The organism is Actinoallomurus sp. NPDC052274 (assembly GCF_040679475.1).
Lineage (GTDB): Bacteria > Actinomycetota > Actinomycetes > Streptosporangiales > Streptosporangiaceae > Actinoallomurus > Actinoallomurus liliacearum.
The window spans coordinates 1-16857 of record NZ_JBFAUT010000042.1 but is presented as its reverse complement, the minus strand read 5'-3'; the positions used below and the strand labels follow the sequence as shown (position 1 = coordinate 16857).

The following is a 16857-nucleotide window of genomic DNA, read 5'->3' as shown; positions in this document are numbered from 1 at the left end:
AATCAGGAGGAGTGGTCGACTCCGGGTCTCGGCTCACGAAGGCCCGTACGGCACGGCCTTCGACCTGGGTGCGGTTCCCCCGTGAACCAGGACAGTTCAACGATCACGCCTCTCATCAGCGGCGAACCGGCCGCCCCCCGGCCGACCGTCCCCCGTCGCTGACAATACTTGTACCAGAAAGGATAGTTTTCGCCGTCTTCTTACTGAAGACCTTTTTGAGGACTTCGAAACCCGCGCCGCCGCCCACCGCGGGATCACCGCGTGCGGACACGCGCTTCGCGGCCGATCTCCGCAAAGCCGAAGCGCGATTCCCCCCAATACCCACGTATCCCCGAACCACACCCTTCACCGCCGACGCCGGGCCGGGGGCGCTGGCGCCCGCGAGGCCGCACGTCACCCCGCCCGATGCCCGACAACGGACGTGTTACCTGGATACGACGGATGTGTAACGTCCGTACCGGGTGGTCCGGAACGCCGCCTGGGCGGCTAGTCTTCCGACGTCCCCCTTGCGGCCCGAGACCCTGACGATCCCCTCGCCCGATCGATTCGTCGGAGGCCGCACGCCCAGTCCTGCGAAACGGAGCCCCCGAATGACGACGCGGCTGGAGGCCGGAGGTCCCCTGGACCGCTTCTTCGACCTGACCGCGCGCCGGACGACGGTCGCACGCGAGGTCCGCGGCGGCGTCACGACGTTCGTGGCGATGGCCTACATCATCCTGCTGAACCCCATCATCCTCGGCGGGGCGACCGACGTCACCCACGCGAAGCTGTCGATCTCGCAGCTCACGACGATGACCGCGCTGTCGGCGACGATCTCCACGCTCATCATGGGCCTGGTCGGCAACGTGCCGCTGGCCCTCGCCTCCGGGCTGGGGATCAACGCGGTCGTCGCCTACCAGGCCGCGCCGCACATGACCTGGCCGCAGGCCATGGGCCTGGTGGTACTCGAGGGCGTCATCATCGTCATCCTGGCCTTGACCGGGCTGCGCGAGCGCATCATGAACGCCATCCCGCTGGCCATCAAGCACGCCATCGCCGCCGGCATCGGCGCCTTCATCGCGCTGATCGGCATGGTCGACTCCGGCTTCGTCAGCAAGGGCGAGGGCACTCCGCTGAACCTCGGGACCGGGGGCCACCTCACGGGATGGCCGGTGCTCGTGTTCGTCATCGGCCTGCTGCTGATGATCGTGCTGTACGTCCGCCGCGTCCCCGGGGCGATCCTGCTGAGCATCGCCGTCGCCACGGTGCTCGCCGTGATCATCAACGGCAACACCAAGATCGCGGCCGAGTCGTGGGGCACGGTCGTGCCGAAGCTGCCCTCCAAGCTCGTCTCGACGCCGGACTTCGGGCTGTTCGGCAAGGTCGACCTGTTCGGCGGCTTCGGCCGGGCGGGGGTGCTGACCGCCCTCGTCGTGCTGTTCACCCTGGTCCTGAGCGGCTTCTTCGACGCGATGGGCACGATCCTCGGCCTCACCGAGGAGGCCGGCCTGCTCGACGAGGAGGGACGGGTGCCCCGGCTGGGCCGCGTCCTCGCCGTGGACGGCCTGTCGGCGATCACCGGCGGGCTCACCAGCTCCTCCGCCGGCACCGTGTTCGTCGAGTCGGCGGCGGGAATCGGGGAGGGCGCCCGGACCGGCCTGGCCAACATCGTCACCGGCATCCTCTTCGCCGCGACGCTGTTCCTCACCCCGATCGCGGCCGTCGTGCCGGCGCAGGCGGCCGCGCCCGCCCTGGTGATCGTCGGCGCGCTGATGATGACCCAGGTCGCCAAGGTCGCCTGGGACGACCTGGACATCGCGATCCCGGCGTTCCTCGCCATCGTGACCATGCCCTTCACGTACTCCATCACCAACGGCGTCGGCGCGGGCGTCATCGCCTACACCGTGATCCAGACCGCCCGTGGCCGCTGGGCCGGCTGGCTGCTGTGGCTGATCTCGGTGGTCTTCGTCGCCTACTTCGGCATCACCGTCATCGAACGGATCTTCGGCATCTCCTGACAGGATCGGCATCTCGGACGAGAAGAGGTGGAGCCATGCTCATCCATCCCTGGGACGCGGCCGACGAGGAGGAGTGGCGTACCTGGCTCGGCGACCACGACTTCGGCCAGCTGATCGCCGCCGGGAGTGGGCGCGACGTGCCGATCGTCGTGCCCACCCACTTCACCTTCGACGGCGTACGGACCGCCTGGCTCCACCTGGCCCGGCCCAACCCGGTCTGGGCGGCCCTGGAGGAGAACCCCCGGGCGCTCCTCACGGTCGTCGACGACTACACCTACGTACGGTCGGAGTGGAACGCCGGAGCTGCCACTCCCGACGGCCGCGGCGTGCCGACGTCCTACTACGCGACCGTGCAGCTCGCCTGCGACGTCCGGATCGTCGACGACCCGGCGGAGAAGGCCGAACTGCTGAACCGCCAGCTCGGCCACTTCGAGCCCGGCTCCGGGCGGCTCCCGGTGTCCGCCGAGGACGACCCGGACCGGCGGCTGCTGCCCGGCATCCGCGGCGTCGAGCTCACCGTCACCGACGTCCGCGCCAAGTTCAAGTACGGCGGCAACAAGGAGGTCGAGCACCGCTACGAGATCGCCGCCCGCCTCGAGGAGCGCGGCGGGCGGGCGGACGTCGCCGCTCGTGGTCACGTGTTGCGCCGGGTGTAGATACCGTTAGACCTCAGGTGTGCCGGGAAGTCTGGTCGGCTCTGTCTTCGTCGTCCCCGTAGAAGGGCAGTGCCTTGTCGGACACCGAGAAGTTCGGACTCGCGATCCTGCTGATCGCACTCATCGGCACGGTCGCGGTCCTGTCCAACCGGTTCAGCGAGCGCGCGCGGATCCCGGCACCGGCCATCTTCCTGGTGTGCGCGGCGATCGCCTCGGACCTGTGGCCCCGCCTCGGCACGGTCTCGATCCCGACGATCGAGAAGATCGTCACGGTGGCGCTCGCGGTGATCCTGTTCGACGGCGGGATGCACATCGGCCGGCGCAGGTTCCGGGCCGCGGCCGGCGCGACGATCTGGATCGGCGTCGCCGGGACCCTCGTCACCGGGGCGGCGGTCGCCCTGCTCGCCCACTACGGCCTCGGCATCGACTGGCGGCTGGCGCTGCTGCTCGGCACGGCCCTCTCCCCCACCGATCCGGCCGTGGTGTTCTCCGTGCTGGGCCGCCGGGAGATCGCCGGACGCACCGGCACCCTCCTGGAGGGCGAGTCCGGGACGAACGACCCGGTCGGCATCGCCCTCCTGGTCGCGGTCCTGGGCGCCACGGGCGGTGGCGCGTCGGCGATCGGCGACGTCACCGTCACGTTCGTCGAGCAGATGGTCGTCGGCGCCGCCATCGGCGTCGCCGGCGGGATGATCCTGCTGGTCTTCATGCGGCGCGTCCCGCTGCCCAGCGAGGGCCTGTACGCGCTGCGGGTGCTCTTCGGGGCGCTGGCGGTCTACGGGCTGGCGACGATCGCGCACGGCTCGGGCTTCCTGGCCGTCCTGGTGGCCGGCATCGTGCTGGGCGACGAGCGCGCGCCGTACAAGCGGGAGATCGAGCGGTTCCACTCCTCGCTGGCGAGCCTCGCCGAGATCGTCGCCTTCACCATGCTCGGCCTCACGATCAGCCTGCGCGGCCTGGACGACGGCGGCGCGTGGTGGATCGGGCTGGTCCTCGCCGCGGCGCTGGCCTTCGTCATCCGCCCGCTGTTCGTCGGGCTGCTGCTGTGGCCGGTGCGCCTGCGGCGCGCCGAACGGATCTTCGTGCTGTGGACCGGGCTGAAGGGCGCGGTTCCGATCCTGCTCGGCCTGTTCATCCTGCAGGCGGGGCTGCCCGGGGCCCGGCGCGCCTACGAGATCATCTTCGTCGTCGTGGCGTTCTCGGTGATCGTGCAGGGCGGCCTCGTGCCGGCGCTCGCCCGCCGCCTGCGCATCCCGCTGCGCGTGGTCGAGCCCGAACCGTGGAGTCTGGGCGTGCGGTTCCAGGAGGAGCCCGAGGGGCTGCACCGGTACCAGGTGCGGGCGGGTTCGGCCGCCGACGGCATGAGCGTGGACGACCTGCCGTGCGGCGAGGACGTCTGGATCAGCTTCGTCATCCGCGACGGGCGCCTGATGCCGGTGCGCGGGGACACGCTGTTGCGGGCGGGGGATGAGGTGCTGGTGCTGGCCACCGAGGGCCCGGAGCTGGAGGCGGTGTTCACCCGCCGGCGGGAGGGTCCCCCGACCGGCTGACAGCATGTCAGCAAGCTCGGCGAGGCGGATACATGTTGCCGCCGCCGCTGCGGGCGTTCCGCGGCCACCCTTGGGGTGTAAGCACCACTAGGAGGAAACGTGAAGGTCGGCGTACCCCGCGAGATCAAGAACCATGAATACCGTGTGGCGATCACGCCCGCGGGCGTGCATGAGCTGGTCCGGCACGGCCACGACGTCCTGATCGAGCGCGGGGCCGGCGCCGGCTCGTCCATCCCCGACGAGGACTACATCGGCGCCGGGGCCAAGATCCTGGAGTCCGCCGACGACGTGTGGGCGGCCGGCGACCTGATCCTGAAGGTCAAGGAGCCGATCGCCGAGGAGTACCCCCGGATGCGGAAGGGCCAGACGCTCTTCACCTACCTGCACCTGGCGGCCTCGCGCCCGTGCACGGACGCGCTGCTCGAGAACGGCGTCACCTCCATCGCGTACGAGACCGTGCAGTTGCCGAACCGGTCCCTGCCGCTGCTGGCCCCGATGTCGGAGGTCGCCGGGCGGCTCGCTCCGCAGGTCGGCGCCTACAACCTGATGCGTTTCAACGGCGGTCGCGGTGTCCTTCCGGGCGGCGTGCCCGGCGTCGCCCCGGCCAAGGTGGTCGTGGTCGGCGGCGGCGTCTCCGGGCTGAACGCCGCGCAGATCGCGGTCGGGATGGGCGCGGACGTCACGGTGATGGACGTCAACGTCGACCGGCTCCGGTACATCGACGCCATCCACCAGGGCCGGCTGAAGACCCTGGTGTCCAGCGCGTACGCCATCGAGCGGGAGGCGCTCGACGCCGACCTGGTCATCGGCGCCGTGCTGATCCCCGGCGCGAAGGCGCCCACGCTGATCTCCAACGAGCTGGTGTCCCGGATGAAGGCGGGCTCGGTGCTCGTGGACATCGCCATCGACCAGGGCGGCTGCTTCGAGGACTCCCACCCGACGACGCACGCCGACCCGACCTACCAGGTGCACGGCTCGGTCTTCTACTGCGTCGCCAACATGCCCGGCTCGGTGCCGAACACGTCGACGTACGCGCTGACCAACGTCACGCTGCCGTACGCCGTCGCGCTCGCCGACAAGGGCTGGCGCGCGGCGCTGCGCGACGACCGCGCGCTGGCGCTCGGCCTCAGCACCTACGACGGCGCCCTGGTCAGCGAGCCGGTCGCCGAGGCGCACGGCCTCGAGGCCACCGCGCTGGACGACGTCCTCGCCTGACCGCGGCCGCGGGCCCACTCGGCGCTCCTCCCGCCCCCGGGGCGGTGGGGAGCGCCGTGCAGGTTTCCCGTATTGTGCCCCCATGGGGGAATTGATACTGCTGCGCCATGGTGAGACCGAATGGAGCCGCACGGGCCGGCACACCGGCCGTACCGACGTCCCCCTGACCTCGCGCGGCGAGGAGCAGGCCAAGGCGCTCGCTCCGATCATCGCCGCCCGCGACGTCACGCTCACCCTGACCAGCCCCGCTCAGCGCGCCCGCCGCACGGCCGAGCTGGCCGGCCTGCCCGGGGGCGACGTCGACGACCGGCTCTGGGAGTGGGACTACGGCGCGTACGAAGGGCGTACGACGCCGGACATCCGCCGCGACCGGCCCGGCTGGTACCTCTGGAGCGACGGCGTGCCCGAGGGCGAGACCGCCGAACAGGTCGGCGCGCGCACCGACGCCGTCATCGAGCGCGTCCGGCCGTACCTCGCCGAGGGGAACGTGGCGCTCGTCGCACACGGGCACGTGCTCCGCGTGCTCACCGCGCGGTGGCTTGGCCTACCGCCCGCCGACGGCCGGCTGTTCCGGCTCGACACCGGGACCGTCTCCGCCCTCGGCACCGAGCACGACCGTCCCGTCATCGGCTCCTGGAACGTCCCCGCCCGATAGGTTCGGGCCCCGGTCAGGACACGGCGGCCAGGTCCGAAACCGTCTCGCGGGTCAGGCGTCGGGCGCGGCGGGCGTCGGGCGAGTAACGCCACTGCTCGGGGACGATCCGGGTGCCGCGGTACAGCGCCTTCAGCGTCGTCGTGGCCCACAGGTCCTCCAGCGGCGTGGCCGGCAGGCCGTACATGCGGCGCGCCCAGCGGGGCAGGGTCGCCACGACGAGCGTCGCGATGCTCGGCGCGGCGAGCTTCAGGGGCAGCATCCGGCGCGGGATCGCCGGGTTGTACAGGCGCCGAAGGCCCTGCTTGGCCTCCCGGCAGGCGAAGAGCTCCGGGCGGATCCGCGCGTAGTAGTCCCGCATCTCGGCCACCGAGGCGGGGATGTCGGCCGGGTCCAGCCCGACGACCGCGCCCGCGCGGCGCTGTTCGTCGACGAACGCGTCGGCCTCCTCGGGGGTGAGCGGCACGCCGGAGCGCCACGCGACGTCGAGGTAGGAGTCGACCTCGCCCATGTGCACCCACAGGAGGTTCTCCGGCTCGTCGATCCGGAAGATCTCGCCGGTGTGGGGGTGGAAGCCGGTCAGCCGGGAGTGGATCCGGCGGACCCGGCGGCCGACCCGCTCGACCTCGTCCAGGGTGCCGTACGTCCGGACGCGCACGAACTCGACCGTGCGGGCGAGCCGGTCCCAGGCCGCCCGCGGGTCCATGAGCTCGGAGTTCTGCGCGGTGCCCCACATGGACGGCGGGTGCAGTGCCTGCAGGATGAGCGCGCGGAGGCCGCCCACCAAGAGGACGGGCTCCCCCATCACCTTCCAGGTCACGGATCCGGGGCCGAACAGCCCGTAATCCTCGCTCATCCGTCACCGCCTTGAGAGATCGTCTCGGGCGCGCAGGAGGACACGCCACGACGCAAGCAAGTAAGTGATTATTGCCCGCATACGAGCAGATGACACGCTGATGCGGCGTCACAGGGTGGTCTGCTCGCGGACCCAGGCGAGGTAGTCGGCGCTCCCCGCGACGACGGGGGTGGCGATGATCTCGGGGGTGTCGTAGGAGTGCCGCTCGGCGATCCGGCCGGCCAGGGCCTCGAAGCGCTCTGCGGTGGTCTTGAAGACGACCATCCACTCCTCGGCCGTCTCGATCTCGCCCTCCCACCAGTAGGTGCTGGCGATGGGGCCGACGAGCTGGGCGGCCGCGGCGAGGCGCTCGGTGACCGCGAACCGGGCGATCTCGGCCGCCTCATGGCGTGAGTCGGTGCTCGTGGTCACCTGGACGTACGCCTCGGCCATGGGCGCTCCCTCCCCCGCTCGATGGTAGCCCTGACCTGCGCCGACCTCGTCTAGTGATCGTAATCATTCCGGAACGATGGCGTGGCGGCCGGTCGCCCATGGGCGACCGGCGCGGCCTGAGCCCGCGGGCGGCCCGGGACGGCGCTCCGCCGCGGCCGGCGGAGGAACCGCGACCGCGGCGGGGAGGGACCGCGCGTTACCGGCTGGGCCGGACCACCATCGCGCTGCCACCGTGCCGGCGGACCGGTTCGGCGACGGCCTGGAGCCTGCCGCCGCCGAGGAACTCCACCCCGGCCGCCGCGCCGATCACGCCCGCCGGCGGTCCGGGGAACAGCGCCAGGTCGTGACCCTTCGCCTTGAGCGCGGCGCCGTACTGGTCGATGAACGCCTGCTCGGCGAAGGTCTGCGGCGTGTTGCGCTGGGTGGCGCGGGGCGCCGCCACCGCCTGGGGCAGCGTCATGCCGAGGTCCACGCGGTTCAGCAGGATCTGCAGGACCGTGGTGATGATGGTGGAGCCGCCCGGGGAGCCGACGGCGAGGTACGGCCGTCCGTTCCGCAGCACGATCGTGGGCGCCATGCTGCTGCGTGGTCGCTTGCCCGCCGCGGGCAGGTTCGGGTCGGGGTAGCCCGCCGGCGTCGAGGACGTGAAGTCGAAGTCCGTCATCTCGTTGTTGAGCAGGAACCCGCGGTGCGGCACGGTGATCCCGCTGCCGCCGAACTGCTCGATCGTCAGCGTGTACGACACGACGTTGCCCCAGCGGTCCGCGGTCACCAGGTGCGTCGTCTGCGGCCCCTCGTACGGCAGGTCCTGGCCCTGGCCCCGCGGGGTCGCGCAGCCGTGCGCCTTCAGGTCGCCTGGGGGCACCGGGCTCTTGGCCGCCTCGTCCGGTTTGATGAGGCACGCCCGCGAACTCGCGAACCCGTCGGACAGCAGCGTCTTCAGCGGCACGTCGACGTACGCCGGGTCGCCGACGTAGGCGTTGCGGTCGGCGTAGGCGAGCCGGGACGCCTCGAGGTAGGTGTGCACGGCCTGGACGGGGTCGCTGAAGTGGAAGTTCTTCATGATGTTCAGCGCCTCGCCCACGGTGGAGCCGCCCGAGGAGGGCGGGGCCATGCCGTAGACGTCCAGCCCGCGGTAGTTCACGTGCGTCGGGGCGCGGCCCACGGCGCGGTAGGCGGCGAGGTCGGAGGTCCGCATCACGCCGGGCCGGATGTTCCGGGTGGCCTTCGGGTCGACGGGGGGCTTGCGCACCGTCTGGGCGATCTCGGCGCCGAGCCCGCCGCCGTAGAACCAGCCGAGGCCGCGCCGGGCGATCTGGCGGTAGGTGTCGGCCAGGTCGGGGTTGCGGAAGGTCGACCCGACGGCCGGCGGCTGCCCACCCGGCAGGAACAGCTCGCGCGTCGGCACGATGTCCTTGAACCGGTCGGCGTTGACCGCGGTCTGGTCGTAGAACTCCTGGTCCACCGTGAAGCCGTGGTCGGCCACCCTGATCGCCGGCTGGAGGAGCGTGCCGAGGCGGCGGGTGCCGAAGCCGCGCAGGGCCTTGTCCCACGTCGCGAGCGTGCCGGGCACGCCGATCGACAGCCCGCTGGTCACGGCCTCGTCGAACGACAGCGGCTTGCCGGTCTTCGGGTCGATGAAGATGTCCTTGGTCATCCCCGCCGGGCCGGTCTCCCGGCCGTCGATGGTGGAGACCTTGTGGGTCCGGGCGTCGTAGTACGTGAAGAAGCCGCCGCCGCCGATCGCGGCGACGTACGGCTCGGTCACGCCGAGGGTGGCGGCCGTGGCGACCGCCGCGTCGACCGCGTTGCCGCCGTTCCGGAGCACCTCGATGCCGGCCCGGGTGGCGTCCAGGTCGACGCTCGAGACGGCGCCGCCGTATCCGACCGCGACCGCCTGTTTGCCCTGTGGCGGAGCGAGGCCCGGGGACCGGCCGGGCAGGCTCCGTGCCTGGGCGGGCACGGTGAGGGTCGCCAGGGCGAGGGCGGCGAGCCCGAGGACGGCGGTTCTGCGGCGCATGGAGATCTCTCCTGACCCAGGGTGAACGCTCGCCCCCACCATGCCACCCGACCGCTCCTGCTTCCAGAACATCGGCCGAACACGGCCGAAGTGTCGCGTACCTTCCGAAAACCCATTAAGCGGTTGTGACCTTGTTATCCATCAGGAACTTGGACATCCTTGGTGGCCCTAGGACACGTAGGCGGTGGGGGGCTCGACCGGCCGAGAAACCTTTGGGGGACGACAGGAGTTGAGCGTCCAGGCGCCGTTCCGCAACAACCTGCTCCGCCGGCTGCCGATCGAGGAGACCGTCAGCCCGCACTACGGGGGCCGCCACCGGCTGGCCCTCATCTACAAGACACGCGACCTGATCGTTCTGGGCCTCGGCGTGATGGTGGGCGCCGGCATCTTCAAGATCGCCGGCCAGCAGGCCGCGACGACCGCGGGCCCCGCCGTGATCGTCTCCTTCGTCATCGCGGGCCTCGCCTGTCTACTGTCCGCGCTCTCCTACGCCGAGCTGTCGTCCACGATGCCGGTCGCGGGCAGCGCCTACTCGTTCACCTACGTCGCCTTCGGCGAGATCTGGGCCTGGGTGATCGGCTGGGCTCTCCTGCTCGAACTGCAACTCGCCGCCGCGGTCGTCGGCCGGGCCTGGTCCCTGTACGCGACGCAGCTCATCACCGACGTCGGCACCATCTCCGGCGTCTCCGCCATCCACGTGCCCGGGGCGATCGCGGGCGTCGTCGGGCACGAGACGGGCTTCGACCTGTTCTCCCTGCTCATCCTCGCCCTGCTGGCGGTGGTGGTTGCCATCGGCGCGCGGCTCAGCCTCTACACGCTGTGGTTCATGGTGCTGGCGAAGGTCATCGCGATCGGGCTGGTGATCGTCGGCGGCCTCCTCTTCTTCCATCCCGCCAACCTCAAGCCGTTCGTACCGCCCGCCCGGCCCGTGCCCACCGGCGGCGACCGGACCGTCCTGGACCTGATCACCGGCGGCGCGCCGCACGCGTTCGGCCTGTTCGGCATCTTCGCCGCGACGTCGGCGATCGCCTTCGCCTACATCGGCTTCGACCTCATCGCCACGGCCGCCGAGGAGACCCAGGACGCACCGCGCCGGGTGCCGGCCGGGATGATCGTCAGCCTGCTCATCGCGATCGCCCTCTACATCGGCGTCGCGGTCGCCGTGGTGGGCATGGTCCCGTACGGCCGGCTGAACCCGGCGACGCCGCTGGCCGGCGCGTTCACCGCCGTCGGGTCGGACGGGATGGGCCTGGTCATCGACGTGGGAGCCGTGATCGGCCTGGCCACCGTCATCCTCGTCGTCATGGTCGCCCAGACCCGCGTGATCTTCGCAATGGCGCGGGACGGCCTGCTGCCCGCGCCGCTCGCCGTCGTCAGCGGCCGGTACAAGGTACCGACCCGCGCCGCGCTCCTGGTCGGGGGCACGGCCATCGCGCTGTCCCAGGTCGACGTCTGGACGTTCGGGAAGGTCAGCGTCCTCACGCTCCAGCAGATGGTCGTCATCGGGACGCTGTTCGCCTTCCTCTTCGTGTCGGCGGGCGTGCCGGTGCTCCGCCGCAGCCGCCCGGACCTGCCGCGCGGGTTCCGCGTGCCCGGCGTGCCGGTGACACCGATCCTGGCGATCGGCGCCACCGGCTGGCTCATGCTCAACCTGCACCTGCGCACGTGGGAGTACTTCGGGATCTGGATGGCGTTCGGGCTGATCGTCTACCTGCTGTACGGGCGGACCAACAGCCGCCTGCGGCACATCCTCGAGGGCCACGCGGCCCCCGCACAGGGCCGGCACCGCCGTTGACGGGGTTCGCCGACCCGCGCGTGTGGGTGATCATGGTCGGGTGACTTTGACCCCCGTCTCGACCGGCCCGACCCGCCGGGACCGCCTGGCCCGCCTCGCCGTCGCCGCCGTCTTCGCCCTGCACGGCGTCGCGGCGGGAAGCTGGGCCGCCCGCATCCCCTGGGTGAAGGAGGCGCGGCACCTGACCTCCGCCGACCTTGGGCTGGCGCTGATGGGCGCGGCGATCGGCGGGCTCACCGCCATGCCGGTCGCCGCGTGGCTGAGCGCGCGGGTCGACAGCCGCACCCTGACCCGCGTGCTGGTGATCGCCGTCGGAGTCGCCCTGCCGCTCCCGGCCTTCGCGCCGGTCCTGCCGGTGCTCTTCGTCTCGCTGGTCCTCTTCGGCGCCGTCAGCGGCGTCCTCGACGTGGCGATGAACGCCCAGGGCGTCAAGGTCCAGGAGCGCTACGGCCGGTCGATCATGTCGGGGCTGCACGGCCTGTGGAGCGTTGGCGGTCTGATCGGCTCGGCGAGCGCCGGACTCGTCGCCCGTGCCGGCGTCGCGGCACCGGCCCACCTGCTGACCGTCGGGGTGATCATCGCCGTGGTCGGCACCCTGTGCGGCACCCGCCTCACACCCGCGCCGCCCACGGCCGCCGGGAAGGTGTTCGCCCGGCCGGACCGCGCCCTGCTCCTCCTCGGCGTCATCACCTTCGGCAGCCTGTTCGGGGAGGCGGCCGCGGCCGACTGGAGCGCGGTGTACCTCCGCACGGCCGCCCACGCCACACCCGGCGTCGCCGCGTGGGGCTACGCCGGGTTCTCCCTGTCCATGGCCGTCGCCCGCCTCGTCGGGGACCGTGTCGTGGAACGGCTCGGCGCGCCCCTCGTGGTGCGCACGGCGGCCCTGATCGGCGCCGTCGGCCTGGCCGTGGGGCTGCTCGTACCGGTCACGCCGGTGGTCGTCGTCGCGTTCGTCCTGCTCGGACTCGGCATGGCGACGGTCGTCCCCCTGACCTTCAGCGCCGCGGGCCGTACCCCCGGCCGGGACCCGGGCACGGCGGTGGCCGCCGTCGGCACCGTCGGGTACGGCGGATGGATGATCGCCCCGCCCGTCATCGGGTTCGTCGCGCAGGCGACCTCGCTCACCACCGCGCTCGCGCTGGTCGCGGTCATGACCGCCCTCATCGCCCTGCCCGCCGGGGCCCTCCGCGAGCGCCCAGCCGCGGCCGAATCCTGAGCCGACGCCGGCCGGCGGCCGGCGGCCGGCGGGCAGCGGGCAGCGGGCGGCGGGCGGCGGGCGAGCAGACGTCGCCGGACGCGGAGCCGAGCAGGCATCGCTCGGGCGCTGCGGGCGCTGGGCCGGAGCGGCGCTCAGCGCTCCAGGAAGGGTGTCAGCAGGCCCGGCAGGGCCTCCTCGGCGATCCGCAGGGCCTGCGGCAGGGGTACGTCCTGGACCTCCACCCGCTGACGTCCGGCGGCGGTCGTCGCGACCAGGGTGGCCAGGCCGCTCCGCCGTTGGAAGAAGGAGCGCCGCAGGTTCCAGCCGATGATCCCCTCGCAGGACAGCGCGCTCCGGCGTCGTACGAGCGAGCCGCGGCGGCTGACGAGGGTGCCGTCCACGACGGTGTGCCCGAGGGCGTGCGCGCGGTCGGTCGCCACCAGGGCGGCGAGCGGCACGAGGACGAGCGCGGCCTGCCACGTCCACGCGGGAACCGCCCCGAGGGTCCACAGGGCGAGGACGGCGGCCACGAGGAGGAGGACGGCGCCGACGGCGCGGGAGAACCGGCGGCGGGCCGCGCGCGGCCCGTGCCCGGTCAGCGCACGGGTGAAGGGGACGTCGTCCCGCAGGACCGCGGCGGCCACCCGGAGGGCCTCGGCGCGCGGCGCGGGCGGCAGCAGCAGTGATCCGCCGCGTTCGGCGCCGCGCCCGACCCGCAGCCCGGTGGTGATGGCGATGCACCGGGCCCCGCCGACGGCCCGCAGCAGCAGCGGCTCGCTGAACTCGACTCCGCGCAGCCTCCGCTCCTCGATGGTGATCGAGCGGGTCGTGATGAGGCCGCGGGTGACGTGGAGGGTGCCGGCGTCGTTGCGGGTGAGCCGGAAGCCGTGGAAGGACAGGACGTACCCGAGGGTGGAGGCCACCGACACGACCACGAGCAGCGCGACCGCGACGACCAGGACGTCCACGGCCGGCGAGGTCCGCCCGAACCGGTCCAGCAGCGCGCTCAGCACCTCGATGCGCCGGGGGTCGACGTGCGCCTCGTTGAGCGAACGCCACACGACGCCGGCCACGACGCCGACCGTGACGAACCCCGTCAGCGTGAACGGGCCGTACCGCACCCAGTCCGGGCGCATCCGGGCCAGGAGCGTCTCGCGAGGCCGCTCGGCCGGCCGCGCGGCGGGACCCGCCGCGCGGTGCAGGAGCTCCTCCCGCAGCCGGGCGGCCTCGGTGGCCGTCATCGCGTCCAGCTTCACCCCGTCGTTCTTGCGGTCGGTACGGCCGGTTCCCACCTCCACCTTGGCCAGGCCGAGCGAGCGGTGCAGGGCGTGGGCCGTGACGTCGACCGTACGGATCCGGTCGCGGGGGACGGTCAGCACCTGCCGTCGCAGGAGGCCCTTGCGGACCTGGAGCTGTTCGGCGGTGACGCGGTAGGTGGTGGTGAACCAGCGCAGCAGCCCGCCGAGGATGACGAGGCCCGTGGCGCCCAGACTCCACCAGGACCCGTGCCCTCCGGTGCTGCCGACGACCACGGCGCCGACGAGGACCGGCCAGGCCCGCAGGAGCTCTTGCACCGGGTGAACGAGGAGCATCCGGGTGGACAGCCGCCGCCAGTCACCGGCGCCCGGCTCGGTGACACCTGGTTCGGTGGCGCTCATGTGGCGTCGCTCCGGTCGGCCGCGGTGCCCTCGGTGAGGTGGTCGACGAGCCGTTCCGCCGCCTCCAGGTCGAGTCCGCGGATCTTCAACGGGCCGGCCGCCGAGGCCGTCGTCACGGTGACGTTGGCGAGGCCGAACAGTCGCTCGAACGGTCCGCGCTCGCTGTCGACGGTCTGGATCCGGGAGATCGGGGCGATGCGCCGTTCCTGGTCGAACCAGCCGGACTGCGTGTAGACGGCCTCCGGTGTCACCTCCCAGCGGTGCACACGGAACCGCCACTGCGGCATGACGATGACGTGCGCCGCGCCGAGCACCCCGGTCAGGATGAGGCCCGCGAGATGCCATGGGACGTGGTCCCGGTCATCGAGCATCCAGATGACCTGCGCGGCGGCGATGGGCAGCCAGCCGCCCAGCGCGCGCAGGGTCCAGTAGCCGATGGCCTTCCTGCTGACCAGGTGACGTGGCGGCCGGAGCCGCATTTCGGTTCCCTCCACGACGTCGATCCTCGCAGAGCCCTCCTCGTCCCTATAGAGCGCGCTATCACCGACTTTCCCATGACAGATGTCACGGGTGCCGTCCACCGTCCCGCCCTCGGAGCGGTCCCCGTCGGCCTGGTCGTCCCGGAGCCGGGGTCCGCCCCGGTGTGGGCGTCCCGGCCGTGATCCCGCTCACGCCGTTGGGATGCGAGAGCCATCGCGGCATAAAGTTAGGCTTGCCTAAACAAGGAGACCCCTATGACTGACGACAGGCCCGCCCGGCGGGGCCGGCGGGTGAACCGCGGGCGCGTCGAGCGCGTCGAGTGGATCACGCCGCACCTGGTCCGGGTGGTGATCGGCGGAGAGGGGCTGGCGGGGTTCCCCGTCGGCGCCTACACCGACCACTACGTGAAGATCCTTTTTCCGGTGCCCGGCGTGAATTACCCCGAGCCGTTCGACATGGAGGCCGTACACCGCGACCTGCCGCGCGACCAGTGGCCGCGGCAACGTACGTACACGGTCCGCTCCTGGGACGCGGAGGCTCGGGAGCTGGCCATCGACTTCGTGTACCACGGGGACCACGGCCTGGCCGGCCCGTGGGCCGCCGGGGTCAAGCCGGGCGAGGAGGTGCTCTTCCTGGGGCCCGGCGGAGGGTACGCGCCGAGCGAGAAGGCCGACTGGCACCTGCTCGTGGGTGACGAGAGCGCGCTGCCGGCCATCGCCGCCTCGCTGGAGAGGCTCCCGGAGGACGCGACCGCCCGGGTCTTCGTCGAGGTGGCCGGCGCGGAGGACGAGGTGCCGCTCGCCTCGCCGGGCGACGCCCGGATCGTGTGGCTGCACCGTGACACCGGTGAGGTCGGTGCCGCGCTCGTCGAGGCCGTCCAGAACCTGGAGTTCCCGCCGGGCGAGGTCCACGCGTTCGTGCACGGTGAGGCGGAGTTCGTCAAGCGGCTGCGGCGGCACCTGCGAATCGAGCGGGGCCTGTCGATGGATCGGCTGTCCATCTCCGGTTACTGGCGCCGTGGCGCGGACGACGAGGGCTGGCGGGCGAGCAAGGCGGAGTGGAATCGCCGGATCGAGGAGGAAGAGGCCACCGCGACCGCCTGAGCCGCCCAGAGAAGACGGGTGGAGCCGGCCGGCGACTCGCCCCATTGGACCGATCCGCCATAAAAGAAGGTTTTCAAGGGCTATTTCGGTCAGAGAGGGCCGTCAGGTCTGTTCACCAGTGGTCATCGATGGCAGACTCTGCCCGCATTATGGTGATCGGAGGTGGGTACCCGTGGCCGTCGCGGTGCATTCGGTGAGCAGGCCCACCGTACGCCGCAGGATCGTGGGCGCGCAGCTGCGGCGCCTGCGGGAGGCGGCCGGGGTGAGCCGCAAGGACGCGGCCGAGACCATCAACGCGACGGAGAGCCGGATCGGCCGCCTCGAACAGGGCCGGGCCGGCCTCGACGAGGACGACGTCGTCGCGCTGCTCAAGCTGTACGGCATCGACGACCGCGGCGAGCGCGACGCCCTGCTGACCGTCGTACGCGAGGCCAGCCGGCCGGGCTGGCTGCAGGCCTACAGCAACGCGATGCCCGCCTGGTTCCGCCCCTACGTCGACCTGGAGGAGGCGGCGCAGGTCATCCGGACCTACGAGGTGCAGTTCATCCCCGGCCTGCTGCAGACCCCGGAGTACACGCGGGCGGTCGTCCGCCAGGGCATGTCCGATCCGTCGTCGGCCGAGATCGAACGCCGGGTCGAGCTGCGGATGCGCCGGCAGCGGCTCCTCTACCAGCCGCATCCGCCGCGTCTGTGGGCCGTGATCGATGAGGCGGCGCTGTGGCGGCCGATCGGCAGCGTCGAGGTGACCCGGGCCCAGCTCCGCGCGCTGCACGAGGCCGCCCGGCGCGAGAACATCACCGTGCAGGTCATGCCGTTCCGGGTCGGCGGCCACGCCGGTGAGGCCGGGGCGTTCACGATCCTGCGGTTCCCCGAGCCGGAACTCCCCGACATCGCCTACATCGAGCAGCTCACGGGTGCGATGTACCTGGAGAAGGACGACGACATGGACCACTACACGGCGGCGATGGAGCGACTGTGCGTCCAGAGCGCCTCGCCGGATGAGTCCATGGACCTGATCAGCAAGATCATGCGCGAACTCTGAGATCGATCCCGCACGGCGGACGGAACGCGCGCGCTTCACGCGCTCGTCGCGTTGGTGCCCTCACACCTTCCGGCGGCGACGCCGTGTCAGAGGTCGCGGAGGATCGAGCCGAGGGTGTCGCGGATGCGGGTGGCGGGCTCGGCGTCAATACACAACCGCTCCATCACCGCCAGATAATTATCCACATCCTCACGCTTGTCCAA

Annotated in this window: 14 protein-coding genes; 9 read left to right on the top strand and 5 right to left on the bottom strand. The window is 71.9% G+C overall.

From position 1 onward, the window contains the following. Positions 1-590 precede the first annotated feature (590 nt). The 5 genes from AB0K82_RS29675 to AB0K82_RS29655 all read left to right on the top strand — a co-directional run bounded on the left by AB0K82_RS29675 (position 591) and on the right by AB0K82_RS29655 (position 6073). The gene (locus AB0K82_RS29675; protein ID WP_364403302.1) at positions 591-1997 is read left to right on the top strand and encodes an NCS2 family permease; all 1407 of its coding nucleotides are present in this window, start codon (positions 591-593) and stop codon (positions 1995-1997) included. A 35-nt stretch (positions 1998-2032) separates the two neighbouring features. Then, the gene (locus AB0K82_RS29670; protein ID WP_364403299.1) at positions 2033-2653 is read left to right on the top strand and encodes an FMN-binding negative transcriptional regulator; all 621 of its coding nucleotides are present in this window, start codon (positions 2033-2035) and stop codon (positions 2651-2653) included. A gap of 74 nt (positions 2654-2727) precedes the next feature. Next, positions 2728-4203 (top strand): potassium/proton antiporter, encoded by a 1476-nt coding sequence (locus tag AB0K82_RS29665; protein ID WP_364403296.1) that lies wholly within the window; start codon positions 2728-2730, stop codon positions 4201-4203. A 99-nt stretch (positions 4204-4302) separates the two neighbouring features. Further along, the gene (gene ald, locus AB0K82_RS29660; RefSeq protein ID WP_364403294.1) at positions 4303-5418 is read left to right on the top strand and encodes an alanine dehydrogenase; all 1116 of its coding nucleotides are present in this window, start codon (positions 4303-4305) and stop codon (positions 5416-5418) included. Positions 5419-5500: 82 nt separating this feature from the next. Further along, on the top strand, positions 5501-6073 hold the full coding sequence (locus AB0K82_RS29655) for a histidine phosphatase family protein (RefSeq protein WP_364403291.1): 573 nt from the start codon (positions 5501-5503) through the stop codon (positions 6071-6073). 13 nt (positions 6074-6086) lie between these two features. Here AB0K82_RS29655 and AB0K82_RS29650 read toward each other — a convergent pair whose 3' ends face one another. From AB0K82_RS29650 to ggt, 3 genes are all read right to left on the bottom strand, one after another. Then, a complete protein-coding gene (locus AB0K82_RS29650) occupies positions 6087-6926 on the bottom strand; it encodes an oxygenase MpaB family protein (protein ID WP_364403289.1) in 840 nt (279 codons plus the stop codon). A gap of 108 nt (positions 6927-7034) precedes the next feature. After that, positions 7035-7358 (bottom strand): divalent-cation tolerance protein CutA, encoded by a 324-nt coding sequence (gene cutA / locus AB0K82_RS29645; RefSeq protein WP_364403286.1) that lies wholly within the window; start codon positions 7356-7358, stop codon positions 7035-7037. Positions 7359-7554: 196 nt separating this feature from the next. Next, on the bottom strand, positions 7555-9378 hold the full coding sequence (gene ggt / locus AB0K82_RS29640; RefSeq protein WP_364403283.1) for a gamma-glutamyltransferase: 1824 nt from the start codon (positions 9376-9378) through the stop codon (positions 7555-7557). Positions 9379-9607: 229 nt separating this feature from the next. On the opposite strand from ggt, the gene AB0K82_RS29635 reads away from it, so the two are divergent. Further along, the gene (locus tag AB0K82_RS29635; protein ID WP_364403280.1) at positions 9608-11173 is read left to right on the top strand and encodes an amino acid permease; all 1566 of its coding nucleotides are present in this window, start codon (positions 9608-9610) and stop codon (positions 11171-11173) included. A 40-nt stretch (positions 11174-11213) separates the two neighbouring features. Further along, positions 11214-12389 carry an MFS transporter gene (locus AB0K82_RS29630; RefSeq protein WP_364403277.1) on the top strand — a complete coding sequence of 392 codons (1176 nt, stop codon included), beginning with the start codon at positions 11214-11216 and terminating at the stop codon, positions 12387-12389. Between the two features lie 134 nt (positions 12390-12523). Here the strand turns inward: AB0K82_RS29630 and AB0K82_RS29625 are convergent, their stop codons facing one another. Continuing rightward, complete coding sequence (locus AB0K82_RS29625) at positions 12524-14029, bottom strand: PH domain-containing protein (RefSeq protein ID WP_364403274.1); 1506 nt, start codon at positions 14027-14029, stop codon at positions 12524-12526. After that, the gene (locus AB0K82_RS29620; protein ID WP_364403443.1) at positions 14026-14508 is read right to left on the bottom strand and encodes a PH domain-containing protein; all 483 of its coding nucleotides are present in this window, start codon (positions 14506-14508) and stop codon (positions 14026-14028) included. Before AB0K82_RS29620 ends, AB0K82_RS29625 begins: the two co-directional genes overlap by 4 nt. Before the next feature lie 255 nt (positions 14509-14763). Between AB0K82_RS29620 and AB0K82_RS29615 the strand changes: the two genes are divergently transcribed. Further along, positions 14764-15612, top strand: coding sequence for a siderophore-interacting protein (locus tag AB0K82_RS29615; RefSeq protein WP_364403272.1), 849 nt, complete (start codon positions 14764-14766; stop codon positions 15610-15612). Between the two features lie 172 nt (positions 15613-15784). Then, positions 15785-16654, top strand: coding sequence for a helix-turn-helix transcriptional regulator (locus AB0K82_RS29610; RefSeq protein WP_364403269.1), 870 nt, complete (start codon positions 15785-15787; stop codon positions 16652-16654). Positions 16655-16857 lie beyond the last annotated feature (203 nt).

Coding starts and splice junctions, on each gene's coding strand:
- AB0K82_RS29675 (WP_364403302.1), top strand. CDS start 591: ATGACGACGCGGCTGGAGGCCGGAGGTCCCCTGGACCGCTTCTTCGAC.
- AB0K82_RS29670 (WP_364403299.1), top strand. CDS start 2,033: ATGCTCATCCATCCCTGGGACGCGGCCGACGAGGAGGAGTGGCGTACC.
- AB0K82_RS29655 (WP_364403291.1), top strand. CDS start 5,501: ATGGGGGAATTGATACTGCTGCGCCATGGTGAGACCGAATGGAGCCGC.
- AB0K82_RS29650 (WP_364403289.1), bottom strand. CDS start 6,926: ATGAGCGAGGATTACGGGCTGTTCGGCCCCGGATCCGTGACCTGGAAG.
- cutA (WP_364403286.1), bottom strand. CDS start 7,358: ATGGCCGAGGCGTACGTCCAGGTGACCACGAGCACCGACTCACGCCAT.
- ggt (WP_364403283.1), bottom strand. CDS start 9,378: ATGCGCCGCAGAACCGCCGTCCTCGGGCTCGCCGCCCTCGCCCTGGCG.
- AB0K82_RS29625 (WP_364403274.1), bottom strand. CDS start 14,029: ATGAGCGCCACCGAACCAGGTGTCACCGAGCCGGGCGCCGGTGACTGG.
- AB0K82_RS29620 (WP_364403443.1), bottom strand. CDS start 14,508: ATGCGGCTCCGGCCGCCACGTCACCTGGTCAGCAGGAAGGCCATCGGC.
- AB0K82_RS29615 (WP_364403272.1), top strand. CDS start 14,764: ATGACTGACGACAGGCCCGCCCGGCGGGGCCGGCGGGTGAACCGCGGG.